This is a genomic window from Celeribacter litoreus, from assembly GCF_020165855.1.
GTDB lineage: Bacteria > Pseudomonadota > Alphaproteobacteria > Rhodobacterales > Rhodobacteraceae > Celeribacter > Celeribacter litoreus.
Window position 1 is genome coordinate 259,182 of the sequence record NZ_JAIUFY010000014.1, and the last position, 23,703, is coordinate 282,884.

27 protein-coding genes are annotated in these 23,703 nt (G+C 60.5%); 11 read left to right on the plus strand and 16 right to left on the minus strand.

What is annotated here, in order from left to right; genetic code table 11:
- Positions 1–110 precede the first annotated feature (110 nt).
- Genes LA304_RS14855 through LA304_RS14865 form a run of 3 tightly spaced genes read right to left on the minus strand, consistent with a single transcriptional unit; the run spans position 111 to position 3,271 of the window.
- Complete coding sequence (locus LA304_RS14855) at positions 111–926, minus strand: sugar phosphate isomerase/epimerase family protein (RefSeq protein ID WP_224503948.1); 816 nt, start codon at positions 924–926, stop codon at positions 111–113.
- Positions 896–2,116 carry an MFS transporter gene (locus LA304_RS14860; RefSeq protein ID WP_224503949.1) on the minus strand — a complete coding sequence of 407 codons (1,221 nt, stop codon included), beginning with the start codon at positions 2,114–2,116 and terminating at the stop codon, positions 896–898. Before LA304_RS14860 ends, LA304_RS14855 begins: the two co-directional genes overlap by 31 nt.
- A gap of 15 nt (positions 2,117–2,131) precedes the next feature.
- Positions 2,132–3,271 (minus strand): alpha-D-ribose 1-methylphosphonate 5-triphosphate diphosphatase, encoded by a 1,140-nt coding sequence (locus LA304_RS14865; RefSeq protein ID WP_224503950.1) that lies wholly within the window; start codon positions 3,269–3,271, stop codon positions 2,132–2,134.
- A gap of 80 nt (positions 3,272–3,351) precedes the next feature.
- On the opposite strand from LA304_RS14865, the gene LA304_RS14870 reads away from it, so the two are divergent.
- Positions 3,352–4,041 carry a DUF1045 domain-containing protein gene (locus LA304_RS14870; protein ID WP_224503951.1) on the plus strand — a complete coding sequence of 230 codons (690 nt, stop codon included), beginning with the start codon at positions 3,352–3,354 and terminating at the stop codon, positions 4,039–4,041.
- Here LA304_RS14870 and phnN read toward each other — a convergent pair.
- Genes phnN through phnG form a run of 7 tightly spaced genes read right to left on the minus strand, consistent with a single transcriptional unit; the run spans position 4,023 to position 9,005 of the window.
- Positions 4,023–4,565 carry a phosphonate metabolism protein/1,5-bisphosphokinase (PRPP-forming) PhnN gene (gene phnN / locus LA304_RS14875; RefSeq protein ID WP_224503952.1) on the minus strand — a complete coding sequence of 181 codons (543 nt, stop codon included), beginning with the start codon at positions 4,563–4,565 and terminating at the stop codon, positions 4,023–4,025. The genes LA304_RS14870 and phnN overlap by 19 nt on opposite strands.
- Complete coding sequence (gene phnL, locus LA304_RS14880; RefSeq protein WP_224503953.1) at positions 4,565–5,248, minus strand: phosphonate C-P lyase system protein PhnL; 684 nt, start codon at positions 5,246–5,248, stop codon at positions 4,565–4,567. Before phnL ends, phnN begins: the two co-directional genes overlap by 1 nt.
- A gap of 2 nt (positions 5,249–5,250) precedes the next feature.
- On the minus strand, positions 5,251–6,033 hold the full coding sequence (phnK, locus tag LA304_RS14885) for a phosphonate C-P lyase system protein PhnK (RefSeq protein ID WP_224503954.1): 783 nt from the start codon (positions 6,031–6,033) through the stop codon (positions 5,251–5,253).
- Positions 6,030–6,896, minus strand: a complete 867-nt coding sequence (locus LA304_RS14890) for an alpha-D-ribose 1-methylphosphonate 5-phosphate C-P-lyase PhnJ (RefSeq protein ID WP_224503955.1) — start codon at positions 6,894–6,896, stop codon at positions 6,030–6,032. Before LA304_RS14890 ends, phnK begins: the two co-directional genes overlap by 4 nt.
- Positions 6,893–7,981, minus strand: coding sequence for a carbon-phosphorus lyase complex subunit PhnI (locus tag LA304_RS14895; protein WP_224503956.1), 1,089 nt, complete (start codon positions 7,979–7,981; stop codon positions 6,893–6,895). The genes LA304_RS14890 and LA304_RS14895 overlap by 4 nt, the downstream gene beginning before the upstream one ends.
- Complete coding sequence (phnH, locus tag LA304_RS14900) at positions 7,981–8,550, minus strand: phosphonate C-P lyase system protein PhnH (RefSeq protein ID WP_224503957.1); 570 nt, start codon at positions 8,548–8,550, stop codon at positions 7,981–7,983. Before phnH ends, LA304_RS14895 begins: the two co-directional genes overlap by 1 nt.
- The gene (gene phnG, locus LA304_RS14905) at positions 8,550–9,005 is read right to left on the minus strand and encodes a phosphonate C-P lyase system protein PhnG (protein ID WP_224503958.1); all 456 of its coding nucleotides are present in this window, start codon (positions 9,003–9,005) and stop codon (positions 8,550–8,552) included. The genes phnH and phnG overlap by 1 nt, the downstream gene beginning before the upstream one ends.
- Positions 9,006–9,110: 105 nt before the next feature.
- Here phnG and phnF point away from each other — a divergent pair, with 105 nt between their 5' ends.
- Complete coding sequence (phnF, locus tag LA304_RS14910) at positions 9,111–9,821, plus strand: phosphonate metabolism transcriptional regulator PhnF (protein ID WP_224503959.1); 711 nt, start codon at positions 9,111–9,113, stop codon at positions 9,819–9,821.
- A 12-nt stretch (positions 9,822–9,833) separates the two neighbouring features.
- Here phnF and LA304_RS14915 read toward each other — a convergent pair whose 3' ends face one another.
- The 6 genes from LA304_RS14915 to LA304_RS14940 all read right to left on the minus strand — a co-directional run bounded on the left by LA304_RS14915 (position 9,834) and on the right by LA304_RS14940 (position 15,684).
- Positions 9,834–10,445, minus strand: coding sequence for an LbetaH domain-containing protein (locus tag LA304_RS14915; protein WP_224503960.1), 612 nt, complete (start codon positions 10,443–10,445; stop codon positions 9,834–9,836).
- A gap of 26 nt (positions 10,446–10,471) precedes the next feature.
- A complete protein-coding gene (phnE, locus tag LA304_RS14920) occupies positions 10,472–11,800 on the minus strand; it encodes a phosphonate ABC transporter, permease protein PhnE (protein WP_224503961.1) in 1,329 nt (442 codons plus the stop codon).
- Between the two features lies 1 nt (position 11,801).
- A complete protein-coding gene (gene phnE / locus LA304_RS14925; protein ID WP_224503962.1) occupies positions 11,802–12,653 on the minus strand; it encodes a phosphonate ABC transporter, permease protein PhnE in 852 nt (283 codons plus the stop codon).
- 67 nt (positions 12,654–12,720) lie between these two features.
- Positions 12,721–13,626, minus strand: a complete 906-nt coding sequence (gene phnD / locus LA304_RS14930) for a phosphonate ABC transporter substrate-binding protein (RefSeq protein WP_224503963.1) — start codon at positions 13,624–13,626, stop codon at positions 12,721–12,723.
- Positions 13,627–13,663: 37 nt separating this feature from the next.
- On the minus strand, positions 13,664–14,482 hold the full coding sequence (gene phnC / locus LA304_RS14935; protein ID WP_224503964.1) for a phosphonate ABC transporter ATP-binding protein: 819 nt from the start codon (positions 14,480–14,482) through the stop codon (positions 13,664–13,666).
- Positions 14,483–14,736: 254 nt separating this feature from the next.
- Positions 14,737–15,684, minus strand: coding sequence for a GntR family transcriptional regulator (locus LA304_RS14940; RefSeq protein ID WP_224504251.1), 948 nt, complete (start codon positions 15,682–15,684; stop codon positions 14,737–14,739).
- Between LA304_RS14940 and LA304_RS14945 the strand changes: the two genes are divergently transcribed.
- The 9 genes from LA304_RS14945 to LA304_RS14985 all read left to right on the plus strand — a co-directional run bounded on the left by LA304_RS14945 (position 15,610) and on the right by LA304_RS14985 (position 23,652).
- Positions 15,610–15,822 (plus strand): hypothetical protein, encoded by a 213-nt coding sequence (locus tag LA304_RS14945; RefSeq protein ID WP_224504258.1) that lies wholly within the window; start codon positions 15,610–15,612, stop codon positions 15,820–15,822. The genes LA304_RS14940 and LA304_RS14945 overlap by 75 nt on opposite strands.
- Before the next feature lie 198 nt (positions 15,823–16,020).
- Positions 16,021–17,043 (plus strand): ABC transporter ATP-binding protein, encoded by a 1,023-nt coding sequence (locus LA304_RS14950; RefSeq protein ID WP_224503965.1) that lies wholly within the window; start codon positions 16,021–16,023, stop codon positions 17,041–17,043.
- On the plus strand, positions 17,043–17,954 hold the full coding sequence (locus LA304_RS14955; RefSeq protein WP_224503966.1) for an ABC transporter permease: 912 nt from the start codon (positions 17,043–17,045) through the stop codon (positions 17,952–17,954). Before LA304_RS14950 ends, LA304_RS14955 begins: the two co-directional genes overlap by 1 nt.
- A gap of 3 nt (positions 17,955–17,957) precedes the next feature.
- Complete coding sequence (locus LA304_RS14960) at positions 17,958–18,800, plus strand: ABC transporter permease (protein ID WP_224503967.1); 843 nt, start codon at positions 17,958–17,960, stop codon at positions 18,798–18,800.
- The gene (locus LA304_RS14965) at positions 18,800–19,528 is read left to right on the plus strand and encodes an SDR family NAD(P)-dependent oxidoreductase (protein WP_224503968.1); all 729 of its coding nucleotides are present in this window, start codon (positions 18,800–18,802) and stop codon (positions 19,526–19,528) included. The genes LA304_RS14960 and LA304_RS14965 overlap by 1 nt, the downstream gene beginning before the upstream one ends.
- 15 nt (positions 19,529–19,543) lie before the next feature.
- Positions 19,544–20,305 carry an SDR family NAD(P)-dependent oxidoreductase gene (locus LA304_RS14970; protein ID WP_224503969.1) on the plus strand — a complete coding sequence of 254 codons (762 nt, stop codon included), beginning with the start codon at positions 19,544–19,546 and terminating at the stop codon, positions 20,303–20,305.
- Positions 20,306–20,381: 76 nt separating this feature from the next.
- Positions 20,382–21,602, plus strand: a complete 1,221-nt coding sequence (locus LA304_RS14975; RefSeq protein WP_224503970.1) for an ABC transporter substrate-binding protein — start codon at positions 20,382–20,384, stop codon at positions 21,600–21,602.
- Between the two features lie 80 nt (positions 21,603–21,682).
- Positions 21,683–22,750 (plus strand): ABC transporter ATP-binding protein, encoded by a 1,068-nt coding sequence (locus LA304_RS14980; RefSeq protein ID WP_224503971.1) that lies wholly within the window; start codon positions 21,683–21,685, stop codon positions 22,748–22,750.
- A 23-nt stretch (positions 22,751–22,773) separates the two neighbouring features.
- Positions 22,774–23,652, plus strand: a complete 879-nt coding sequence (locus LA304_RS14985) for a polysaccharide deacetylase family protein (protein WP_224503972.1) — start codon at positions 22,774–22,776, stop codon at positions 23,650–23,652.
- Positions 23,653–23,703: the final 51 nt, after the last annotated feature.

The window sequence follows — 23,703 nt, forward strand, 5'->3', positions numbered from 1 at the left end:
TGCCGAGACTGATTTGAACGCGTCTGCCAGCATCTCATTGATGTCTACGACCCGTCTGACAGCAATGCACGGGCATACCGCGTGCGCGGATCGTCACCTGTTCGTGGCGTCTAGATGACCAGACCAAGCGATTGCAGATGCTTGAATCCTTTCGGGATGTCCTCAGCATGTTCGAGTTCCAGCACCAGATGCGGTGCGCTTTCGCAATCGGCGAATGCACGGAAGACCGCAGCCCATTCAATCTCACCCTCACCTGGAGCCCAGTGGCGGTCTGCGTGGCCGTCGAGGTCCTGAATGTGGACGTGCTGCAACTGGTGCCGAGCATCGCGGACAAAGTAATCTACCGGCGGAGCGCCGGACATGCAGCGCGCGAGATGGGCGTGGCCGGTGTCGATAGAGAGGGCGATCGCGTCGGAATTGAAACTGTCGACCATGGCGCGGCGCGTGGCGGGATCGACGTCATGGATGTTCTCGATCACGAGGGTAATCCCCATCTCTTCCGAAGCCTTTACCACTGGGACTAGGGTCTCGTGAATGCGCGCGAGTTTCGCCTCTGCGTAGCCGCGCGATGCCAGACGGTTGTTTTGATACCAAAGCGTGTAGGGTGAATGGAGCACCATCTGACGCGCGCCGATCCGGTCAGCGGCTTCGAGAGCTTTCAGGAACCGCGCAGTGATCAGGGGCCGCAACTCGGCATCCTTGTTGTCGATGTCGAGGCCTTCAAAGGGACCATGGATGCCAACGCGACCGCTATGCCCGTCCAAAGCCGCCTTCGCGGCCGCGATGCGATCCTCGAACTCGTCCTTGAGGGACGCGTAGCCCATGAAATCTTGAATCTCGATATCGCGCTCGGCCTCGAACAGCCAATCACGGTGGTCGGCGATCTGCGCCGTCGTCAGACAGGCGCCGATTTTGAGAGGTTGCATGGGTGTCTCCTTGGATCGGGGATCAGAAAATAGGTGGCAATCGCGCCGCACAGGCAGGCAGCCATGGCGGCGAAAGACCACCAGCCGCCGAACCGTTCGGCGATGAGGGCAAATACAAAGGGGGCCGAGGCGTTGACCGACATTTGAACGAAGGAAATCCAGCCGAGGCGCGCGCCGTAGCCGCGCTGACCGAAGAGGGCGAGGGGGAGCGTGCCGCGCGCGATCGTCTTGATCCCGTCGCCCATGCCATACAAGGCGGCAGCAATGACGAGACCGGCAAAATTCGCCCCCGCAGTCAGAAGCACAGCGAACCCTGCGAACATCAGGCCCATAGCCAGCGCATAGGTCATGAGCGGATAGAGTTTCCGGCTCACGAGCATCTCGAAGCCGCGACCGACCGTTTTGAACGGCCCGATGACGGCGCCGGCAAAGGCGGCGGCTGTCGCGGTGTGGCCGAAATCCTGTGTGTTCGTCACCCAGAGCGTCATGATCGCGCCCATGATGTAGCCGGAGAAGATGAACGAGATGATCATCCACAGCATCCCGCGTTTACGCGCGGGACCGTGAAGTTCCGGCCAGTCCGTCTCAAGAGGCCGTGCAATATCGTCCGGGCTCTTTTGTGGGCCGGATAGGACAAACGCATGGATCGGAACACAAAGTATGAGAACCAGTGCCCCGAGCACGATCCAACTGCCTTGCCATCCGAGCCGTGTTTCGAGTGCGAGAGTGAGCGGCCAGAAGATCGTTGAGGCCACCCCTCCGAAAAGCGTGATGATCGATATGGCGCGTGCAGGGGGAACGGGGCTTTTCAGCCGCGTGACGGCGGCGAAGGCAACATTGTAGAGCACGAACATCCCCGCGCCCTCGGCAAAAAGAATGGCAAAAAACAACTGGGTCCGGTTTTCCACGAACGACAGCGCGACAAGTGCGCCGCCCGCGATCAAAGACCCGAGGGTCATGACCCAACGCCCGCCGAACCGGTCCACGAGATGCCCCGCGACGGGGGAGACGAGACCGCCAAAGAAAAGCGCCAGAGACAGAATGCCGAAAACGGTGGAGAGAGACAGCCCGAACGCGTCCGCCATACGCGGTAGAAGCACCGCGTAGGCATACATCAGCGTCCCATACCCGAGGATTTGCGTGATCCCGAGCCCCACCGAGGGGAGGTAATCTATCGGCCGCGCTTTCATCCGGCGCACATAGGATCAGCCGACCTGACGCCCGTGGCACCAGACACCGCGCACAACCGGCGTGCCTTCGATCCGCGCGACGCGGACGAGATCGGCGTGGCAGCCTTCTGCGATGCGACCACGGTCGGTGAGGTTCACGGCATTGGCTGGCGAAGAGGTCACACAGGTGATGGCACGGGCAACATCATCCCAAAGGTCGGCCAGAAGGAAGGCAGACGACAGAAGCGCGTAGGGCACGTAGTCGGAAGAAATGATGTCGAGAAGACCGCGTTCTGCGAGTTCATGCGCCGCGACATTGCCCGAGTGAGAGCCACCACGGATCAGGTTCGGCGCGCCCATCATCACGGCGATGCCGTGCAGTTTGCAGGCCTGCGCCGCTTCGACCGTGGTGGGAAATTCCGCCACACGCACACCGTTGGCGCGGGAGGTTTCCACCTGATCTGCGGTGGTGTCATCGTGAGAGGCGAGCACAGCGCCGAGACGCGCGGCTTCCCTGACGGTCGCGACTTCGTGCTTTTCGCCATAGGTGGCGCGCAGGGTCAGGAGGTGATCCACGTGCTCGGCAAAGTCGTCATCGGTCATGCCGCGCTTTTTTTGCACATAGGTCTTGAGGGCCGAGAGGTCGCGGAACTGCCGCTGCCCCGGCGTATGGTCCATCAGGGACACGAGGCCAACACGGTCCTCTGCGGTGAAATCGGCGAACTCCGCTTCGAGCGTCTCGGAACATACCTCCGCCCGCAGGTGCAGGTAGTGGTTGATCTTGAGCGCACCTTTTTCGCGCAGGTCCATCACCTCACGCGACACAGAACGGGCATATGGCTGGTAGCCTGCTTTGCCCTCGTGGATAGAACCGATGCGCATGGCATCGAACACGGTGGTGATGCCTGCCGAAGCGAGCTCTGCATCATGGGCGAGGATCGCGGCAGCGTGCGGCCAGTCGACCCGCGGCCGCGGCTCCAGATGGCGTTCGAGGTTGTCCGTGTGCAATTCCACGAGACCGGGCAGCAACAGATCCCCATCTAGATCAATCGCGCCGGCTATGCTTGTCGATCCTTGGGAAACCTCGACAATTTTACCGTCTTCCGCGACCAACGTGCCTTTGATGACCTCGGTCTCGCGCACGATCTGCGCGTTGGTGTAAATCGTCTGTGTCATTTGGAACCTCTGTCTTGAACGGCTTCCCTTCCCATGTCTTTGTCACACGCGTGTGACACGAGGCATGTAGGGCGAGCGGCATGGAAAAATATTCGAGATATGCGGTGTATTATGCCCCGCCGCAGGGCGAATTCGCGGCCTTTACGGCCAGTTGGTTGGGATGGGACGCGCAGGCCGCAGAGGCTGTCGCGCATCCGGATGTGTCGGGCCTGCCTCTGCCGGTCACGGATATCACCGCGACGCCACGAAAATACGGGTTTCATGGCACCATCAAGCCGCCGTTCCGGCTCGTTGATGGCTCTACGCGAGAGGCGCTTGAGGCCGATTTGGCGGCACTGGCGGCGGAGTTGAAACCTGTCATCTGCGATGGGCTGAAGCTGTCGCGGCTCGGGAGCTTCCTGGCGCTCACGATTGATGGCGACACAGGTCCGCTCGCCGAGATGGCGGGGAAGATCGTGCGCGATCTGGACCACCACCGCGCCGCGCCGTCGGAGGCCGAACTCGCGCGTCGCAAGGCCGCTGGCCTGTCCGCGCGGCAGGAAGAACTCCTGTCGTTTTGGGGCTACCCATATGTCATGGACCAGTTCAAATTCCACCTGACGCTGAGCGGGCGCCTGTCCGGAGAGGACGCCATTCAGGTCGAACAGGCGCTGGCACCTGTGCTCGCCCCGATGCTGCCGACCCCGTTTGTGGTCTCCGACCTGTGCCTCTTTGGCGAGGCGGAGGATGGGCGGTTCCACCTTTTGCATCGCTACGCGCTCTCCGGCTGAAGCGCGGAGAGGAAATCGGCGACGGCGTCTTCAATCACGCCGTCGTTGGTCACCTGATAGACGGGCAGGCCTGGCGCGATATCGTAACTTGCGCGTGCGAGCCTCTGCTCGATTTTCTCACGGGTTTCGCGGCCCCGACTGGCAAGACGTGCCGCCAAAACATCGGGCGATGCGGTGATGAGCAACACCTTGAGGTTAGGATAGAGTTCGTAGGCGTGGGCCAAGATGCCACGTGATCCGTTAAAGATCACATCCCGCCCTTCCTCCATCGCGCGCTCAATGGTGCGCGGAACGCCATAGCGCAGGCCGTGCGCATCCCAGTGCAGCGCGAAGTCTCCCGCTGCAACACGTTCGGCGAAATCCGCCTCAGAGACCCCGTCGAAATCCTCACCGCCTGAATTCGACGGACGCGTGATGACGCGGCGCGCTTTGTAGAGGTCCGGTCTGGCCTCCATGGCGGCGTCGATCAATGTGTCCTTGCCCGCCCCCGAGGGGCCGACGACAGCGATGAGACGACCGGCCATTACGCCGCCCTCAAAGGGGTAAAGGCCGACACGTCAATCTCACGATCCGCGACCCGATCACGGGCCGGTTTGTCGTGGAAAATCCCGATGATTGCGGCCCCGCGTGCCTTTGCCTCTTCGATCAGAGACAGAACCGTCTCGCGGTTTGTCGCATCGAGCGACGCGGTCGGCTCATCAAGCAACATGGCCGGATAAGTATGCGCAAAACCGCGGGCGATGTTCACGCGCTGCTGCTCCCCACCCGAAAACGTCGTCGGCGACAGGCCCCACAGGGTTTCGGGAATATTGAGGCGTGTGAGCAGGTGACGTGCGCGGGCATAGGCAACATCACGGTCGGTGCCGATGGCCAGAAGCGGTTCCGCGACCACGTCGAGCGTCGGCACACGCGGAACAACCCGCAGGAACTGCGACACATAGCCGAGGGTTTCGCGACGCAGCGCGATCACCTCGCGCGGTTCGGCACTCGCAACATCCGTGTCACCGATAAAAATCGAGCCGGAGGCGACGACATAGTTGCCGTAGATCATCCGCATGAGCGTCGATTTGCCCGCGCCGGAGTTCCCTGTGAGCGCCACGCATTCGCCGCGCCCGACTGTGAAGGAAGCCCCTTCCATGACGCGGATGACCGCGCTCGACTGGTTGTGGAGCGTAAAGGTTTTCGAGACGTTTTCGACACAGATCATGGTTACACCTGTAGAACAGAAGACACGAGGAGTTGGGTGTAGGCGTGCTGCGGATCGTCGAGCACTTGGTCAGTCAGGCCCGCTTCCACGACACGGCCTGATTTCATCACCATAAGCCGATCCGCAAGAAGACGCACAACGGCGAGATCGTGGGTTACGATGATGGCAGACAGACCCATCTCCCTCACGAGGCCGCGCAAGAGGTCGAGAAGACGCGCCTGCACGGAGACATCGAGACCGCCGGTCGGTTCATCCATGAACACGAGACGCGGGCCGGTCACGAGGTTGCGGGCGATTTGAAGACGCTGCTGCATCCCGCCGGAAAAGGCGGAGGGGCGGTCGTCCACGCGGTCTTCGCTGATCTCGACACGGTCGAGCCAGTCGATCGCCTTGGCGCGGATATCGTCATAGCGACGGGCGCCGACGGCCATGAGACGCTCACCGACGTTGCCGCCTGCCGAGACAGACATGCGAAGCCCGTCACGTGCGTGCTGATGGACAAAGGCCCAATCGGTGCGGGACAGCATCCGGCGCTCCGGCTCGCTCATGGTCAAGGTGTCGCGCAGACCATCGTCGCGCGTGTCGAACAGAACCTCGCCTTGATCCGGCGTGAGGTGCCCCGCGAGACAGTTGAGCAGCGTGGATTTGCCGGAGCCAGACTCACCGACAATGCCCATGACTTCGCCGGGGTAGAGGTCAAAGGACACATCCGTGCATCCGATCCGGCCGCCGTAATATTTGGCGACATCGTGCACGGACAGAAGGGGGGTGACAGGGGCGTTCATTCTGCAGCCTCTTCAATGGGGGACAGGCGTCCGCGATGACCATCGGCCTGACGTTTCGAACAGTAGTCGGTATCCGAGCACACAAACATCCGCCCGCCTTCGTCATCAATGATGACTTCGTCGAGATAGGTGTGTTCGGCACCGCAGAGATCGCAGGGGTGATCGGCTTTCGACGGATCGAAGGGGTGATCCTCGAAATCGAGGCTGACGACCTTGGTGTAGGGCGGGATGGCGTAGATGCGCTGTTCGCGGCCTGCGCCAAACAGCTGGATCGCGGCCATTTCGAGCTTCGGGTTGTCGAATTTCGGGATCGGGCTCGGGTCCATGACATAGCGATCCTCGACCTTCACCGGATAGGCATAGGCCGTCGCAATATTGCCGTGGCGCGCGATGTCTTCGTAGAGCTTCACATGCATGAGGCCGTATTCCTCAAGCGCGTGCATCTTGCGCGTCTCGGTCTCGCGCGGTTCCAGAAAGCGCAGCGGTTCGGGGATCGGAACCTGATAGACGAGGATCTGATCTTCGGTGAGCGGTTCTTCTGGGATGCGGTGACGCGTCTGGATTACGGTCGCATCGACCGTGTGCTCTGTCGTCGCCACACCTGCTGTATGTTCAAAGAACTTGCGGATCGAAACGGCGTTGGTCGTGTCGTCCGCGCCTTGGTCGATCACTTTGAAACTGTCATCCGGCGTGAGACAGGCGGCAGAGACCTGCACGCCACCCGTGCCCCAGCCATAAGGCATTGGCATTTCGCGGGAGGCAAAAGGCACCTGATAGCCCGGGATCGCGATGCCTTTGAGGATCGCGCGACGGATCATCCGTTTGGTCTGTTCGTCGAGATAGGCGAAGTTGTAGTCGCTCATTCTGCGGCCTCCTTCTGGCTGGCGGCCATTACCTCTGCGCGCAGCTTGCGGACGAGTTCCAATTCGGATTGGAAGTCGACGTAATGCGGCAGTTTGATGTGTTCGAGAAAGCCGGTGGCCTGAATGTTGTCGGAATGCGCGAGGACGAATTCTTCGTCTTGGGCGGGGGCGCCCACGTTATCCTCGCCAAGTTCTTTCCAGCGCAGGGCACGGTCCACGAGCGCCATGGAAATCGCCTTGCGCTCCGTCTGGCCGAACACCAACCCGTAGCCGCGCGTGAATTGCGGCGGCTCGGACTTGGAACCAGTGAACTGGTTGACGGTCTCGCATTCGGTCACTGTCATCTCGCCGATGTCGATGGAGAAGCCGAGCGCTGAAATGTCCATCTCAACCGCGACTTTGCCAATACGCAATTCCCCGACGAACGGGTGATTGCGCGCGTATCCACGTTGGGTCGAATAGGCCATCGAGAGCACAAACCCTTCGTCGCCACGCGTCAGCGCCTGAAGGCGCAGGGGGCGGTTGGCGGGGTATTCCATCGGCTGGCGGGTAAGGTCGGGGGGGGTGCCCTCAGTCCGCTCTTCCGTCTGGATCATGCCCTCGCGGTTGAGATAGTCCGTGACCCGAGGCATATCCTGCGCCTCGGTTTCACGGATGGGAGCCTCCGGCAACTCACCTTCTGCGGCGAGTTTGAAATCCAGAAGCCTGTGGGTGTAGTCGAACGTCGGGCCGAGTACCTGTCCGCCGGGGACGTCCTTGAACGTCGCGGAGATGCGGCGGTCACAGGCCATTTTTCCGGTATCAATCGGATGCGAATGCCCGATGCGCGGCAGCGTGGTGCGATAGGCGCGGATCAGGAAGATCGCTTCGATCAGATCTCCGCGGGACTGTTTGATCGCGAGCGCGGCGAGATCGGGATCATAGAGCGACCCTTCGGCCATGACGCGATTGATGGCGAGCCCGAGTTGTTCTCGGATTTGCTCGACCGACAGTTCCGCGATGGACGTGTCCCCACGCCGTTCCTCGGCGAGCCACGCATGGGCGTTGTCGATGGCGCGTTCACCACCTTTGACGGCAACATACATCAGTCTGCCTCCACTTTGGTGCTGCGCGGCAGGGCGGCGACGCGCGTGCCTGCGGTGAAATAGAAATCAAGCCCGAGCGGGAAAAGGCACGCGTTCATCTGAAACGCATCGATCTCCGGCAGGCCGAGGTGCGCACGGTCTTTGATGCCCGGCCCTGTGAGGGAGGCGCCGTGCTCGTTCAACTCGTCGAGTTCAGCGATGAGCGTCGTGGAGCGATCCGGATATTCGGGGGTGCCGATCGGGAACGTGTTTATTGGCGACAGAGCCTCCCACGTGCCGAGTGCGAAATGCGCGTGCGCGCGGCCAACCAACGGCGCGCCGATGTGAAAGGCGATCCAGTCGCGCACCTCTTTGGTGTCATGCGTGTCCGCCAAATAGAGCGGCGTTTCCGGATCACAAAGCGTGAGCAGCAGCGTTGCTGCCGCCTCCGACACCGGAGCAGGCGCGTTTGCACCGCGCAATTCCATGATCGTGCCGGGACGCGAGAGGACATTGAGAGCGGTGCGGAAGGCGTGTGCGGATTGCACGGGCGCGTTCTCGAACCCGCCAGAAAGGGATTGGATATCCATCAATCTTCTCCTCTGACCATGGTGAAGAAATCGACTTTCGTTGCAGCAGCTTTTTCCGCGCGGGCGGACTTGGCCGCGATCATCGCGGTTTCGAGCGGCGTCAGGACTGCCCTGCGCACCTCGTTCGCGCGATCCGTCTGCATGAGGGCATCGACAACAGCGGCACGTTGGGCGTGGCTTTTGTCGCGCCCTTGCACGTAGCCGTGACCAACCTCGCCGGTCTCAAGTGTCAGGGCGCAGCGCGTTACGGTCATCTCGCCGAGGTTGAAAGGCGCACCCGTTCCGCCCGTGCGGCCGCGCACCATGACGGCGCCGGTCTCGGGCGGCTGGAGCCATGTGTGGTCCGGCAGGGTGCCGAGCGCATCGCAATGCTCTGCGAGTGCGGCGGGCGGTGATTTGGCGAGAAGGCTCAGCCAGGCTTGGCGGGCTTTCTGGTCTGGGGTCAGATCGGTCATTAGACATCTTGCCTTGCAAATTAGACAACTATACAAATAATACAGATTGCCCATGGTGGGCAGCAAGAAGAGTCTTGTGAAACTTTGGTGACGGAGTGTGCCCGCATGGCGAGAACGGCGATCTGGACCTCGATTGCGACAACGCTGCAATCCGAGATTGCCCAAGGACATTACCCGGCCGGAGGCAAGCTCCCGACCGAGGCAGAGCTGGCCGAGCGGTTCGAGGTAAACCGCCATACTGTGCGGCGGGCGATTGCGGATCTCGTGGATCGCGGGCTGGTCCGGACGCGGCGCGGGGCGGGGGCGTTTGTGGCGCAGGTGCCGACCGATTACCCGATTGGAAAGCGGACGCGATTTCACAAGAACATCGCCGCAACTGGTCGTCTCGCGCAAAAGCGCGCGCTCAGGGTCGAAACACGTCCGAGCAACGCGATTGAAGCAGCCGCGCTCGAAATCGCAGAGGGCGCGCCGGTGGTTGTCTATGAAGGTGTCTCTATGTCCGGCGGCGCGCCGCTCGCGCATTTCGAGAGTATTTTCTCGGAAGCGCGCCTCCCCGGCATGGCGGCGGCTTTGGGGGAGACGACATCCGTGACGGCGGCTCTCAAGGCCTGCGGCGTAGAGGATTACACCCGACGGGAAACCCGCATCACGGCGGAACTCGCGAGCGCGACTGAGGCCCTTCACCTCGGCCTGCGCGAAGGCGCGCCGATCCTGCGCTCTGTCTCGATCAACATCAACGCGGACGGCACGCCGGTGGAATACGGTCAGACACGCTTTGCCGGTGACAAGGTGGCGTTGACGGTCGAGACCGAATGACGCGCCGCGCGCTTACTCGTATTTCTCAAGAAACGCCTCAATCGACATGTGCCGGAAATCGTCCAGACGCACGCGTAATGTCTCGTGATCCCAATCCCACCACGCGAGCGCCATCACGCGCTCCGCGATCTCTTTGGGGAAACGCTCACGGATTGGCTTTGCTGGAATGCCTGCAACGATAGAGTAGTGCGCGACGTCTTTTGTCACGACGGCGGAGGAGGCGATCACCGCGCCGTCGCCGATGGTCACTTCGGGTTTAATCACCGCGTTGTGGCCGATCCAGGTGTCGTGCCCGATATGGGCGAGCCGCGCCACGCGGCGCTCGAAGAACTCTCCATCGAGTTCAGCATCATCCCAGTAGTCGCTGGAGCGATAAAGGAAGTGATGGAGCGACGCGCGCTCCATCGGGTGATCCGTCGGGCCGATCCGCGTAAACGCCGCGATGTTGGAGAACTTGCCGATCCGCGCGTTGGCGATCTCTGCATAGCGGTCGCAGTAGGAGTAATCGCCGAACTCGGTGTTCAGCACACGGCTACCTTCACCGATCTCGACATAGGCGCCACATTTGACGTCGTGAAGGATCGCGCCGTCGTGCACCATCGGCTCTTGGCCCAGCTTTGCCATGTTAGGTCTCCTGTGCCTTGGGCGGCTTACTCGCCCTTGATGAGCTTGCGGCGGATCCAGCCCGACACGCTGTCCATCAACATCACCATCAACACGACGAGGATGATGTAGTAGGTAACTTCTTCCCAGTCCTTCTGGGTGATCATCGCCTGCGTCAGAAGGAGACCGATACCACCGCCCGTGATCGCGCCGATCACCGTCGCCGAACGGGTGTTGGATTCGAAGTAGTAGAGCACCTGAGACAGAAGGACCGGCGTCACCTGCGGCAACACACCGAAACGATAACGATGGACCGTGCGCGCGCCTGTGGAGCCGACGCCCTCAATTTGTTTGTCATCCACGTTTTCGAGCGCCTCGGAGAACATCTTGCCGAAGGAACCTGTATCCGTGAGCAGGATCGCGAGCGCACCGGTCAGCGGCCCCGGCCCGAAGGCTCGGGCGAGGATGATGGTCCAGATCAGACCGTCGATCCCGCGGAAGAGGTCGAAAACACGGCGCAGACCAAAGCGGATCGCTTGCAGCGGGGCAAAGTTCTTGGCGGCGAGGAAGGCGAGCGGGAGCGACACGATGGCCGCGCCGAATGTGCCGAGGAAAGCCATGAGGATGGTCTCAAACAGCGCCCAAGCAACCTGCATGTGGCTCCACATGGCGTTGTGCCAGAAGTCATGCCATGCACCGGCAATGTTATGACGCTCCGGATCAATGCGTTCGCCAAAGAGGATGTCGAACAGGGACTGGCCGTAATACGGGCTATCGAGGGTGAAGAAGAACAGCTCCCAACCCGGGAAGTAGTTGAACACTTCGGTCCGGTTGCGGGTGAGGGAGATACGGCCCTCTTCGGTGTTGATCTGCAAACGGGTGCGCGACGCGGAAATCCAGTCGGGGGTCTCTTCGGGCAGGTTCGACACGATGGTGCGGCCGTCAACGCGGGCGTCGATCACGCCGAAGTCGGGGATCGTCACCGAGATGGCATTGTCCGGCAAGAACGTCACCTCATGGCCGGCGCCAAGGTCAATAAAGGTGGTGCTGTCGCCGAGCGTGACCCAATCAGGGGCTTCGCCCTGCGGGTAGGCGCCCTTGCGTTCGCCTTCGATGGCGACCGAGGTCTCGTCAGAGCGGTTGTCCCGCGTCACATGGACTTTGTAGCTCCACGTGTCCGACAAAAGCGTCGCGCCGTTGTCCCAGCGGGCACGACCAGCGAGGCCCATAAGATCGAAGGCGAAGAAAACGTAAACGAAATAGGCGAGGATCGCTGCAGGCAAGGCAAAGGAGATGAGGCGCTTTTTGACGAAGAGGCGCTCCGCGGCATCATATCCCGCGTTAGACTGGTTCGGGCTGAGAACTGCGTCGGACATGTCAGTGTCCTCCTTTGTGTGTCAGCCCGTTGCGGAAGTGGCTGGAGAGTTGGTCGAAGAAGACGATCGTGCCGAAGAGCAGGATGAAGATGGCTGCGGCCTCGTCGTATTTGCCCTGGCCCCAGGACATTGCGTTCTTGAGCTCGTAGCCGATCCCGCCGGCGCCCACGAAGCCGAGGATCGCGGAGGCGCGGATGTTGATTTCAAAACGGAGCAGCGCATAGGAGAACCAGTTCGGCGCAACCTGCGGCACAATTCCGAACCACATCTTCTGGAACCACGTGGCGCCAACAGAGGACAGGCCCTCGACGGGTTTGAGGTCGGTGTTCTCGTTCACCTCGGAGAAAAGTTTACCGAGCGCGCCAACCGTGTGAAAGGCGATCGCAATCATCGCAGGCACCGGACCGCCGCCGAGCACAAAGATCAGGACGAGCGCGATAACGATCTCCGGGATCGCGCGCATGATGTCCATGGTGCGGCGAATGACGGGAATGAGGTGCGGCCAACGCGCGAGCCCACGGGTCGAGAGCAGCGAGAGGAACATCGCGGCGACCGCGCCAAGGAGCGTCGAGGTTGCGGCAATGTTGATCGTCTCAATGAGCGACGGGAAATAGGTGACAAGATGGCCCGGCAGCTGGTCGAGCTTCGGCGCGGTGTCTTGCCATACGTCGATGGGAAAGTCGAAAATGCGGTGGAGACCACTCCAGAACCCGCCGGCATTGCGCTCGTCCGCGAGCATGAAACCGGAAGCCAGAAGCAAAACGAAAATTGACAGCGTAATGCCGCCATAGAGACGTTTGCGCTGCACCATCGCGACGTAATTTGATCGCGGGTCGTGGTCGGCGTAGGCCATGAAGTCTTCTCTCCAAAAATAGGGAAAGGCCCCGCAAAGAGATGCGGGGCCCCGGGTTTACGAACGATCAGCTGGATTTCGCTTTGCGTGCTTCGATGATCGAGATGTAGTTCTCGTGGGAGATCGGTTTGAAGCCGAGGGATTCACCTGCGGAGATGTTGTAGGTGCATTCTTTGTCAGCTTCGAACATACCTTCGATCAGAGCCGTCATTTTCACTTTGACGTCTTCCGGCAGGCTCTTGCGGAGAACAACCGGACCTTCCGGGATCTCTTTGGAGCGCCAGATTTCGGTCAGTTCGTTCATGTCGATGAGACCTGCGTCAACAGCCTTGCGCAGAGCGCCGGAGTTGAAGCCGTCTTCCCATTCGCCTTGGCCGTCAGCCCAGGTCACGCCAGCGTCGATGTCGCCGTTGTTCACGGCAACGATGGTCTGCTCGTGGCCACCGGTGAATTTGACTTCGCCGAAGTACTGGCCGGATTCCATGGTGACGCCGTCTTTGTACTGCGGGATCTCGATGGACGGGATCAGGTAGCCGGAGGTGGAGTTCGGATCACCGAAGCCGAAAGCTTTGCCAGCCATGTCGTCGAGGGAGGTGATGCCGCTGTCTTTGCGGGCAAAACCGATGGAGTAGTAGCCGATGGAGCCATCGACGTTCACTTTGACGAGAACCGGCTCAACAGCTTCCGGATCGGTCAGGAAGGTTTTCGCGTAGCCGGATGCGCCGAGCCATGCCATGTCGATGGTGCCGCCGAGAAGGCCCTGGATCACGCCGTCGTAGTCAGCCGGTGCGAAGAGTTTAACCGGAACGCCGAGGGTGTCTTCGGCATAGGTTTTGAGGCATTCGTGGTTCGCCAGACGGTCTTGGGCGTTTTCGCCACCAAGAATGCCGATGTTGAACTCGGTGAGGTCTTGAGCTTGAGCAGCACCAACCAGTGCGGTGGTTGCCAGAACAGCAGCGAGAAGCTTTTTCATCAGATGTCTCCGTTGGGTTGTGATGAAAAGGGAAAAGTCAGGCGTCGACCATCGGGCGTGCAGCTTGGCGCTGGCCCTGATGGTCGCGTATTTCGGTGGAGGTGGCCGCCTCGGAAAAGTCTGCGGAGGCGCCATAGATGTCGCGTGCGACACCAGTGGTCAGTTGTTCAGGTGTTCCGTCGAACACCATGCGCCCGTCGCGCATACCGATGATGCGGTCGCAGTAGCGGCGGGCCGTGTCGAGCGTGTGAAGGTTCGCGATGACCATGCGTCCGTCTTCGTCATGGATGCGGCGCAGCGCCTGCATGACGGTTTGGGCGTTCATCGGGTCGAGCGAGGCAATCGGTTCGTCGGCGAGGATAACCTTCGGGTCCTGCATGAGCGCGCGGGCGATGGCGACACGCTGTTGTTGACCACCTGACAGGGCCTCGGCGCGTTTTGCGGCATGTTCCGCGATGCCCAGACGTTCGAGAATGTCGATGGCGCGGTGGATGTCTTCACGCGGGAACAGATTGAAGAGGGTCGCAATTGTCGAACGGCGACCGAGCGTGCCATGCAGGACGTTCGACACTACATCCATACGCGGGACGAGGTTGAACTGCTGGAAAATCATCGCGCAGTCGGACTGCCATTTGCGGCGGTCTGCGTTTTTCAGCTTGAGAACATCACGGCCTTCGAACTCGAGAACACCGGAGGTCGCGTCCGTCATGCGGTTCATCATGCGCAGGAAGGTGGATTTCCCCGCTCCGGACCGCCCGATGATGCCAATCATCATGGGACGATCAACCTTGAACGTCATGCGATCAACGGCGGTGTTCGGTCCGAACTTTTTTGACAGGTCCTCAACTACGAGCATTTGTATCCCCAAAATCATTTGCGGGGATATCTGCCGCCGGTTTTTCACCGTTTGGTGACAGAAATATAAATGAATTATGAAGCTGTGCCTGTTTCGACGAATTTCAGAGAAATTTCTGAATGCCCCGTCGCAACCATGCGGGGGCCCCGTATCTCGGGCCGCAGCTGGTCCGAATCTCTCGGTTTCCCGTCACAAGGAGATCCGCGCCATATGAAAATGTCATATTTCGCCGTCCGTCGCGCACTGGCGCCAGATCAGGAAAATTGGAGATAGGACGGGAAATCTGGCGGTGGGGCGATGATTGCCGTGATCTTGAGCTGTGCGATGGTGCGGGCGGACGCTTTGGCCAAATGGGTAGACAGCATGCTCGTTGCCGCCGAGATTGACCCCGACAGCGCGAGTTCGAGCACCTGCCGTAATTCTTGGAGCGATTGCTTGTCTGGCGGAAGGCCGAGCGAAAAGAGAGCGGCCTGACACGCCTCTAGCGCGATGCGGTTGGAGGACGCGTACTCTGCAAGGTCTTCATTGGGGGTCGTGAGAACCACCAGCTCGAAGAATTTCCGGTCGAGCGCAAACCACTGATCCTCGGAGACCTGATCCTGCTTTGAGAGTGAATCTATCTCGCTGATAAGCTTCTGAATGTCTTGGAGCGGCAGTTTGGCGGACTGTAGGGCTGCGACTTCCAGAATGTTGCGCAGCTCGTATTTATCTTTGATTTTCCTAGAGGTTAGCGGTTCAACGACCCAGCGCGATGTCTTGCTCTTCTGGACCAATCCGCGCTCTTGGAGGCGGCCCAGAACGTCGCGGATAATCGTGCGCGAGACACCGTATTCCTCAGCCATCTGGGCTTCGAACACCCTGTAGCGCCCGAACACGGGGCAGCGTGTGACGTGGAAGGCGACGTCATCATAAACACGGAGCCAGCTCGGTTTGCCGACGCTGTCATCGAGGGATGAATGGTCCAGTGCGATCTGGCGCAGGTCCTCGCGTTGTGGTTTTGCGCCCGCGCCCGAGACGACAAAGCCGCGGCCGGAAAAACGTTCGATCAACCCCTCGCTCTCGACGATTTCGAGGGCGCGTTTCAGCGTTGCACGGGACATGTCGAGGCGTTCTGAAAGGGCGCTTTCTTGCAGGACGAGACCGGGCTTGAGGTGGCCGAGCGCGATGTTGTGCCGAACGAATTCGGCCGCGACCTCGAACAGCGGCGCACGTTTGTCGAGGTCTTCATGTGTGTGTTCTGCGACTGGCATCTCGTCCTCGGGTCCAAAAACTCCCTCGACAATATGCGGGTATCGCGCCTGTTGGAAGTGGTTTGTATCTGTGTGCAAAAGCCGAATTGAAAAGCCTGTAGCAAAAAATCGAGTCAAAAAAATAGGCAAATAATCGAGATATATCCGGATTTATTGGGAATTTTGGATCGTAGGCGCTGATCTCCAAGTCATTTAAAGACGATTTTTGAGTGCAAAAATCATTTTTTACTTTACGAAGCCCTGTGAATCGATGTTTGTATCAAGAAAATCGAAAACAGGGGAAAGTCAGTGCTGACGCTAAACCGAGTAAGCCGCAGGTACGGCGAAACGATTGCCTTGGATGGCGTCGACTTCGTTGTTCCGGAAAATACTTACATGTCCCTCCTCGGGGCGTCCGGATCGGGCAAGACCACGCTCTTGCGCCTGATCGCGGGCTTTGAGGAGCCGGATCAGGGCGAAATCTCGATCAATGGGGCGCGGATCGACGGTCAGCCGTCGCACCTGCGCGACATCGGGTTCGTGTTTCAGAACTTCGCGCTCTTTCCGCATCTCACGGTGTTTGAAAACGTCGCGTTCGGACTGCGCCACCGCGTAAATGCACCGGTGAAGAACGAAAAAGAGATCAAGGAGCGGACGGATAACGCGCTCGAACTCGTGGGGCTTGAGGGCTTTGGCCACCGTGCCGTGAGCGCGATCTCCGGCGGTCAGCGTCAGCGCGTCGCTCTCGCCCGCACGCTCGTCACGGAGCCGCGGATCGTCCTTCTCGATGAACCGCTCGGCGCACTCGACGCCAACTTGCGCTCCCGCATGTGCGATGAACTCAAGGCCATCCGAGAACGTCTGAAGGTCAGCTTCCTGCACGTCACAGGGTCGGAGACCGAAGCGCTCATGATGGGTGACAAGGTGGCGGTGCTGGCAGACGGCAAGATCGTTCAGACCGGCGCGCCCGATACGCTCTTCGCCGAGCCTCTCAATGCCGCCTCGGCGCGCCACATGAATGCGTGGAACATCTTTGATGCGAGCCTCTGCGCAGGTCCGGTCGGGCAGGGGGCAATCGCCGTCCGTTTCGACCAGATCGACATCAGCGCAACAGGGCAGGCGCCGGAGACACGTCCGCACCTTAAAGCCAAATACCTCACCGGCGAATTCAACGGACCGACCGCTCTGTCGTTCTTCCGCGCCGAGGACGGAACCCTTCTCCAGATCATTGATCACCTGAGCCAGCCGCGCCTTCCCGACCTGGTCGAAGGCGAGAGCTATGACCTTCATTTTGCGCCAGATGCTGTGCGCCAGTTTCACGGAGCCGCCTGATGACGACCTTGTCGACAGACACCCCGTCCGACACATCCCTGTCGCCCGCCCAGTTGCGCGAGAAAAAGGATCGCCGCCGCGCGATCACGCTGCTGACCCCCGGCCTGTTGTGGATGGCCCTCTTCATGGTCCTGCCCATGATCATGGTCGTTTACGTGTCCTTCTGGACCCAGACCACGTTCACCGTTGAAAGCACGCTGACGACCGCGAGTTGGGAACGCTTCCTCAGTTCCTCGACCTATCTCGGCGCGATTTGGACCACGCTGCGCATCTGGGCCATCGTTTTGATTGCAACCATCGTGGTCGGCTATCCGGTCGCGCTCTTCATCGGGCTCTTTGTGCGCAACAAGACGCTCCAAACCGCGCTTTTGGTGGCCTGTGTGATCCCGTTCTGGACCTCGTTCCTGATCCGCGTCATCGCATGGCGTCCGATGCTCGGGACAGAGGGTGCGATCAACGCGATCCTGATGCAGCTCGGCATCATCAATGAGCCGCTGACCTTCCTGCTGTTCTCCGAATTCTCCGTCCTCGTCGGCATGACCCAGATCTACGTGGTGTTCATGGTGGGACCGATCACCTTCATGCTCGGCCGGATCGATCCGTCGGTGATTGAGGCCGCGCGTGATCTCGGGGCCTCCTTCGGCACGATCTTTCGCCGCATCATCCTGCCGCTGTCGCTGCCGGGTGTGATGGTGGGCGCGATCTTTGTCTCCGTCATGGTGCTCGGGGAATTCGCAACCGCCGCGTCGCTCTCGGGCCGCAAGGTCAACCTCCTCGGCAACATCATCGTGAGCCAGGTCGGCTCCCTCAAATGGGCCTTCGCCGCTGTGGCCGGTGTGGTTCTCACCATCATCATCACCGCCGTTATCGCGCTCGCCCTGCGTCTCGTCGATCTGCGAAAGGAAATGTGAGCTATGGAATCCCGTATCCTCCGCCCCACGCTGGCCATCTATTCCGGCATCTTCCTCCTCTTCCTCTACGGGCCGATGATCGTTCTCGCGATCCTGTCCTTCCAGAGCGCAGACGGCGGCCCGCAGTTCCCGATCCGCGAGTGGTCCACCTACTGGTATCAACACCTCCTCGGATTGGCCGAAACCTCGCGTGTGTCGCAGTTGCCGGTCGGCGATAGCCTCATCCGCTCCATCATCCTCGCCTTCATGACGACTGTTGTCTCGACGATCCTCGGCGTGATGAGTGCGGAAGCCTTCCGCACTAAGTTCAAAGGCTCCGGCCCTGCGTTCTACCTCATCATTCTTGGGATGATGGTGCCCGGCGTGCTCGTCGGTCTGGGGATGGCGCTTTTGTCCAACACGCTCGGCATCTCGCGGGCCTGGTTCGGCACCTCCTTTGTGCTGCACGTGGTCTACACCTATCCGTTCGCCTTCCTCGTGCTCTTGGCCATCTTCAACCGGTTCGACCGGACCGTCGAAGAGGCGTCCATGTCCCTCGGCGTGAGCCCGGCCCAGACGTTCCGCCGTGTGACCTTTCCGATCATCTTCCCTGGTGTTCTGTCCGCGATGCTCTTCTCTTTCACGCTGAGCTACGACGAATTCTCGCGGACGCTGTTCACCGCCGGTCGTGAACTTACCCTGCCACTGGCGATCTACGGGACGTTCTCCGTCGAGATCTATCCGAACCTCTTTGCCTTCGGGGTTCTGACCACGCTGTTCAGCTTCACGCTTCTGGTCATCTACGGCCTGCTGATGAAGCGCTTCACGTCCAAAGCCTCGCGCTTCAAAGGTCAGGAGGAGGGATGATGATTGCTCTCGTTACTGGCGCAGGCTCCGGCATCGGCGCCGCCATCGCCCAACGCCTCGCTGCCGACGGTCACACCGTTGCCGTGAACGACCTGACGCTCGACGCCGCCAAACAGACCGTCGCCGCCATTGAGGCGGCGGGGGGCACCGCCAAGGCCTATGCCGCAGACGTGAGTTCTGAGGCGCAGGTCAACGCCATGGTCGCCCATATCACGACTGATTTCGGCGCGCCGGAAGTGCTCGTCAACAACGCGGGCTTTGGTCATCAGGCTCTGTTCACAGAGATCGAGCCGGAGATGTTCGACAAGATCTTCGCGGTCCATGTGCGCGGCAACTACCTCTGCACCCGCGCGTGTCTCCCCGCGATGCTCGAGAAGGGCGAAGGCCACATCGTCAACATCGCCTCGCAACTGGGGCAGGTGGGGGGCGTCGAACTCGTCCACTACGCCGGAGCGAAGGCCGCCGTCATCGGCATGACCAAGTCTCTGGCGCGCGAAGTGTCGGACAAGGGCGTGCGCGTCAACGCGGTCGCGCCGGGGCCGATCAACACCCCGCTGGTTGAGGCTTTGTCCGATGACTGGAAGGCCGTCAAACGGTCTGAGTTGCCGCTCGGCCGGTTTGGCCAACCCGAGGAAGTGGGCGGTGTCGTGTCCTTCCTCATCTCCCCCGACGCCGCTTTGTTCGTGGGCCAGACGCTTGGCCCGAACTCTGGCGACGTGATGCTCTGAATTCAGGAAATGGTTATGGATCAAATGGATAAACGTGTCGTTCTCATCACTGGTGCCGGTATCGGCATTGGCCGCGCCGCCGCTCTGGCCTTTGGCGAAATGGGCGATCATGTGGTTGTCACCGATGTGCTCGAAGACGAAGGTAACTCTGTCGTCGCCGAGATCGAAGCCGCAGGTGGCAGTGCGGAATTCCAGCCGCTCAACGTGCGCTCGACCGAGGCCGCGAATGCCCTGGTCGAGGGGCTGAACACCCGCTTCGGTGGCATCGACGTGATCGTTGCCAATGCTGGCATCGCGCTCCGCGTGCCGATGTCGGAAATGACGGATGAGAAGTGGCACGAGACCATCGACGTCGATCTCTACGGCATGATGCGCGTGATCCGCCCCGCGCTCCCCGCGATGAAAGAGGGGGCGTCGATCATCTGCCTCTCGTCCATCATGGGCAGCCACTATGGATGGGACGAACATGTCCACTATTCGACCGCGAAATCCGGCGCCATTGGTCTCATCCGTGCGCTTGCGGTGGAATACGCCGCCAAGGGCATCCGCGTGAATGGCGTCGCTCCCGGTTACATCCGCACAGCGCAGCTTTTGAACCCGGGCCATAGCCTCGGGCCGGACGCGGCGGACATCGCCTCTCCATACATTCCGATGAAACGGCTCGGTGAGCCCGCCGAGATCGCGAATGTCATCAAATTCCTTGCGTCCTCCGATGCCTCCTACCTCACAGGTCAGGTCGTCACCGTGGACGGAGGGCTGACCCCCGGTCGCTACTAAGTCGCTCCGGGGGCGGCGAACCGGTCGGCCCCGGATTTCAAAGAAATTCAACATGTCATCAACAGGGAAAAGACTAATGACTTTGAAAACCAACAGACGCACCTTTTTGAGATACGGTGCTGCCGCAGGCGCAACGGCTCTCGGCTCCGGCCTGCACCCGTGGTCGCGTATGGCCTATGCTCAGAACCTCGCGGAGCAGGAACTGCGCACCACCGGTCTGTCTGTGACCGTGCAGGACCGCATCCTCGAGATGTTCAAAGCCGCCTCCGGCATCACCTCCACCTCCGGCACGCCGTCCACCTATCCGGACGCGCAAACCAAAATCCTGTCCGGCTCCTCGGATTATGACGTCTGGGAAATCATCGCCGAGCGTCTTCCGGCCCTGATCGCCACCGACAACGTGGAAACCATTCCGGCGTCTGAACTCACCAACTGGGCCGGTATCCGCGAGACCTTCACCACGGTCGATCCGAAGTGGGATCCGAAAGCACAGATTTCCGGTCAGATTTGGGCCGACGAAGCACAGACCCAGCTCTACATGGTGCCGGCCGTCTACAACTTTGACTCTATCGGTTATAATCCGGACGTGCTCTCCGCCGAGGAAGCCAACACCTGGACCGCTCTCTTTGACGAGAAGTGGAAAGGCAAATCTGGCCTCAACGTCGACCCGCTGATCGCCATCGGTCAGGCCGTGCTCGCCATGAACTCTCTCGGTCTTCTTGAAGCCAAGAACCCTGGCAACCCGACGATGGACGAGATCGACGAAGCCGCCAAGTTCCTCATCTCCAAGAAGAAAGACGGCCAGTTCCGTGCACTCTGGGGTGACTTCGGTGAGCTTGTGAACCTCATGGCGTCCGGCGAGATGGTCGTCTGTGACGCATGGCAGCCGGCGGTTATGGCTGTGAAGGCACAGGGCAAGCCCGCGAAATACGCGACGCCGAAAGAAGGCTACCGTGGCTGGGCGATCGGGCCGTCGATGCTCAAAGGCACGCCGAACCGTGAGGCTGTCATCGCTTATGCCGACTTCTGGCTCTCCGGTGAGCCGGGCATCGCCGTGACCGAGCAGGGCTACTACTCCCCGTCCATCAACATCAAAGACGTGATGGATCCGGACAAATACGGCTTCTGGTACGAAGGCAAACCGTGGGTTGGCGAAGCAGATCGCGGCATCAATCCGGGTGACCTGCGTGACGGTGGCTCGCTCGAAGAGCGCGCGTCCAACGTCGCTTACTGGCACCAGTGGCCGGATGAGTATGACCACCTCATCATGCGTTGGGATGAATTCCTGAACGCCTAATGTTCCCCCTCGGGACAGGCCGCGCATGTTCCCGCGCAGCCTGTCCCACCTTTCAACGACTTTGAGCGAGGGCTGAGCGCATGCTCCACGATCTCGAGCTGATCTCCGTCGGCAAAACCTATCCTGATGGCACTGTGGCTGTCTCGGACTTCGACCTGCAGGTCGAAAAGGGCGAATTCGTCGCCTTCCTCGGGCCGTCCGGCTGCGGCAAATCCACGACCCTGCGCATGATTGCGGGGTTTGAGGACATTACGAACGGCGAGTTGATGATGATGGGCCACAACATGACCCACGTCCCGCCGGAAAAGCGTCCGACGTCCATGATCTTTCAAAACTACGCCCTGTTCCCGCATATGAGCGTGCGTGACAACGTGGCTTTCGGACTGGACATCAAAGGCACGCCCAAAGCCGAGCGCGACCGCAAGGTGGACCGCATCCTCGACATGTTCGATCTCGATGCCTACGCCGACCGCAAAGCCGATAAACTGTCGGGCGGCCAGCGCCAACGCATCGCGCTTGCCCGTGGTCTGGTGGTCGAACCTGAAATTCTGCTTTTGGACGAGCCGCTCGGCGCACTCGACGCGAACCTGCGCCGGATCATCCAGAACGAATTGAAACTGCTTCAGCGCGAGTTGGGCATCACCTTCATCTTCGTGACCCACGCCCAGTCCGAGGCGCTCGGCCTATCGGATCGCGTCGTCGTCATGTCGAACGGCGTCGTCGAACAGATTTCCCCGCCGCGCGAGCTCTATCGCCGCCCCGCGACCCCGTTTGTTGCTGATTTTATTGGCTCTAATGCCGTTATTGAAGGCACTCCGCTCGGCGCGGGCGCCGCAGGCATGGGGCGAGTGGACACACCCCTTGGCGTCATCGAGGGTGTTGGCACAGGATCAGAGAAACTCGCCGCCATTCCGGCGGAGGCCTTCCGCATCGCGCCGCTCAACACGCCTGGCGAATTGCATCTGGCAGGGACCGTGTCGCACCGCCAGCTCGTGGGCGCCGTTGGCCACCTGCGCGTTCGCCTCGCGAACGACCAAGAAATCGCCGTCGAGGTTCACGCCGACCGTCCCGAGGTCAAGGCGCTCGTTCCCGGCACACCGCTCACTCTCGGGGTCGATCCGCAAGCGGTCACCCTCATCCACGCATAACGTTACAACAGGAGAAAACACTCATGGCTAAAGAAATTCTGGTAGGTTTCGGCATCGACGTAGACGCCGTCGCTGGTTGGCTCGGCTCTTATGGCGGCGAAGACAGCCCGGACGACATCTCGCGCGGCATGTTCGCAGGTGAAGTCGGCTCCATCCGTCTGCTCGATCTGTTCGACAAACTCGGCATCAAAACCACTTGGTTCATTCCGGGCCACTCCGCAGAAACCTTCCCCGAGCAGATGAAAGAGGTTGCCAACCGCGGCCACGAGATCGGCATTCACGGCTACAGCCACGAAAACCCGATCGCCATGACTGCAGAGCAGGAAGAGGCCGTTCTCGACAAATGTATCGACCTCATCACTGAGCTGTCCGGCAAACGTCCGACGGGCTACGTGGCCCCGTGGTGGGAATTCTCCAACGTCACCAACGAGATGCTTCTGAAAAAAGGCATCAAGTATGACCACTCCCTGATGCACAACGACTTCTCGCCTTATCGCGTGCGCGTTGGCGACACTTGGACCAAGATCGACTACTCCGCGAAACCGGAAGACTGGATGAAGCCGCTGGTGCGTGGTGAGGAAACCGATCTCATCGAAATTCCGGCCAACTGGTATCTCGACGACCTGCCGCCGATGATGTTCATCAAAAAGTCCCCGAACTCCCACGGTTTCGTGAACCCGCGCGACATCGAACAGATGTGGCAGGACCAGTTCGACTGGGTTTATGAGAACATGGATTACGCTGTGTTCCCGATCACCATTCACCCCGACGTCTCCGGCCGTCCGCAGGTTCTGCTGATGCTCGAACGTCTGTTCAAGCACATGGCGTCGCATGAAGGTGTGAAGTTCGTTACCATGAACGAAATGGCTGACGACTACGACAAAAAGTTCCCGCGCGGTTAAGCCGGAAACGATCTTGTGGCGGACGGGGAGCGCTCTGTCCGCCGCGCTCAA

What these genes read in the sequence shown, in the direction of transcription:
- phnL (WP_224503953.1), bottom strand. Translation starts at nt 5,248, where the DNA reads ATGATCTGTGTCGAAAACGTCTCGAAAACCTTTACGCTCCACAACCAG.
- LA304_RS14915 (WP_224503960.1), bottom strand. Translation starts at nt 10,445, where the DNA reads ATGGCAAAGCTGGGCCAAGAGCCGATGGTGCACGACGGCGCGATCCTT.
- phnD (WP_224503963.1), bottom strand. Translation starts at nt 13,626, where the DNA reads ATGAAAAAGCTTCTCGCTGCTGTTCTGGCAACCACCGCACTGGTTGGT.
- LA304_RS14970 (WP_224503969.1), top strand. Translation starts at nt 19,544, where the DNA reads ATGGATCAAATGGATAAACGTGTCGTTCTCATCACTGGTGCCGGTATC.
- LA304_RS14955 (WP_224503966.1), top strand. Translation starts at nt 17,043, where the DNA reads ATGACGACCTTGTCGACAGACACCCCGTCCGACACATCCCTGTCGCCC.
- phnH (WP_224503957.1), bottom strand. Translation starts at nt 8,550, where the DNA reads ATGGATATCCAATCCCTTTCTGGCGGGTTCGAGAACGCGCCCGTGCAA.
- LA304_RS14985 (WP_224503972.1), top strand. Translation starts at nt 22,774, where the DNA reads ATGGCTAAAGAAATTCTGGTAGGTTTCGGCATCGACGTAGACGCCGTC.
- LA304_RS14870 (WP_224503951.1), top strand. Translation starts at nt 3,352, where the DNA reads ATGGAAAAATATTCGAGATATGCGGTGTATTATGCCCCGCCGCAGGGC.
- LA304_RS14980 (WP_224503971.1), top strand. Translation starts at nt 21,683, where the DNA reads ATGCTCCACGATCTCGAGCTGATCTCCGTCGGCAAAACCTATCCTGAT.
- phnK (WP_224503954.1), bottom strand. Translation starts at nt 6,033, where the DNA reads ATGAACGCCCCTGTCACCCCCCTTCTGTCCGTGCACGATGTCGCCAAA.
- phnE (WP_224503962.1), bottom strand. Translation starts at nt 12,653, where the DNA reads ATGGCCTACGCCGACCACGACCCGCGATCAAATTACGTCGCGATGGTG.
- phnG (WP_224503958.1), bottom strand. Translation starts at nt 9,005, where the DNA reads ATGACCGATCTGACCCCAGACCAGAAAGCCCGCCAAGCCTGGCTGAGC.
- LA304_RS14890 (WP_224503955.1), bottom strand. Translation starts at nt 6,896, where the DNA reads ATGAGCGACTACAACTTCGCCTATCTCGACGAACAGACCAAACGGATG.
- phnC (WP_224503964.1), bottom strand. Translation starts at nt 14,482, where the DNA reads ATGCTCGTAGTTGAGGACCTGTCAAAAAAGTTCGGACCGAACACCGCC.
- phnN (WP_224503952.1), bottom strand. Translation starts at nt 4,565, where the DNA reads ATGGCCGGTCGTCTCATCGCTGTCGTCGGCCCCTCGGGGGCGGGCAAG.
- LA304_RS14865 (WP_224503950.1), bottom strand. Translation starts at nt 3,271, where the DNA reads ATGACACAGACGATTTACACCAACGCGCAGATCGTGCGCGAGACCGAG.
- phnE (WP_224503961.1), bottom strand. Translation starts at nt 11,800, where the DNA reads ATGTCCGACGCAGTTCTCAGCCCGAACCAGTCTAACGCGGGATATGAT.
- LA304_RS14895 (WP_224503956.1), bottom strand. Translation starts at nt 7,981, where the DNA reads ATGTATGTTGCCGTCAAAGGTGGTGAACGCGCCATCGACAACGCCCAT.
- LA304_RS14860 (WP_224503949.1), bottom strand. Translation starts at nt 2,116, where the DNA reads ATGAAAGCGCGGCCGATAGATTACCTCCCCTCGGTGGGGCTCGGGATC.
- LA304_RS14855 (WP_224503948.1), bottom strand. Translation starts at nt 926, where the DNA reads ATGCAACCTCTCAAAATCGGCGCCTGTCTGACGACGGCGCAGATCGCC.
- LA304_RS14960 (WP_224503967.1), top strand. Translation starts at nt 17,958, where the DNA reads ATGGAATCCCGTATCCTCCGCCCCACGCTGGCCATCTATTCCGGCATC.
- LA304_RS14965 (WP_224503968.1), top strand. Translation starts at nt 18,800, where the DNA reads ATGATTGCTCTCGTTACTGGCGCAGGCTCCGGCATCGGCGCCGCCATC.
- phnF (WP_224503959.1), top strand. Translation starts at nt 9,111, where the DNA reads ATGGCGAGAACGGCGATCTGGACCTCGATTGCGACAACGCTGCAATCC.
- LA304_RS14975 (WP_224503970.1), top strand. Translation starts at nt 20,382, where the DNA reads ATGACTTTGAAAACCAACAGACGCACCTTTTTGAGATACGGTGCTGCC.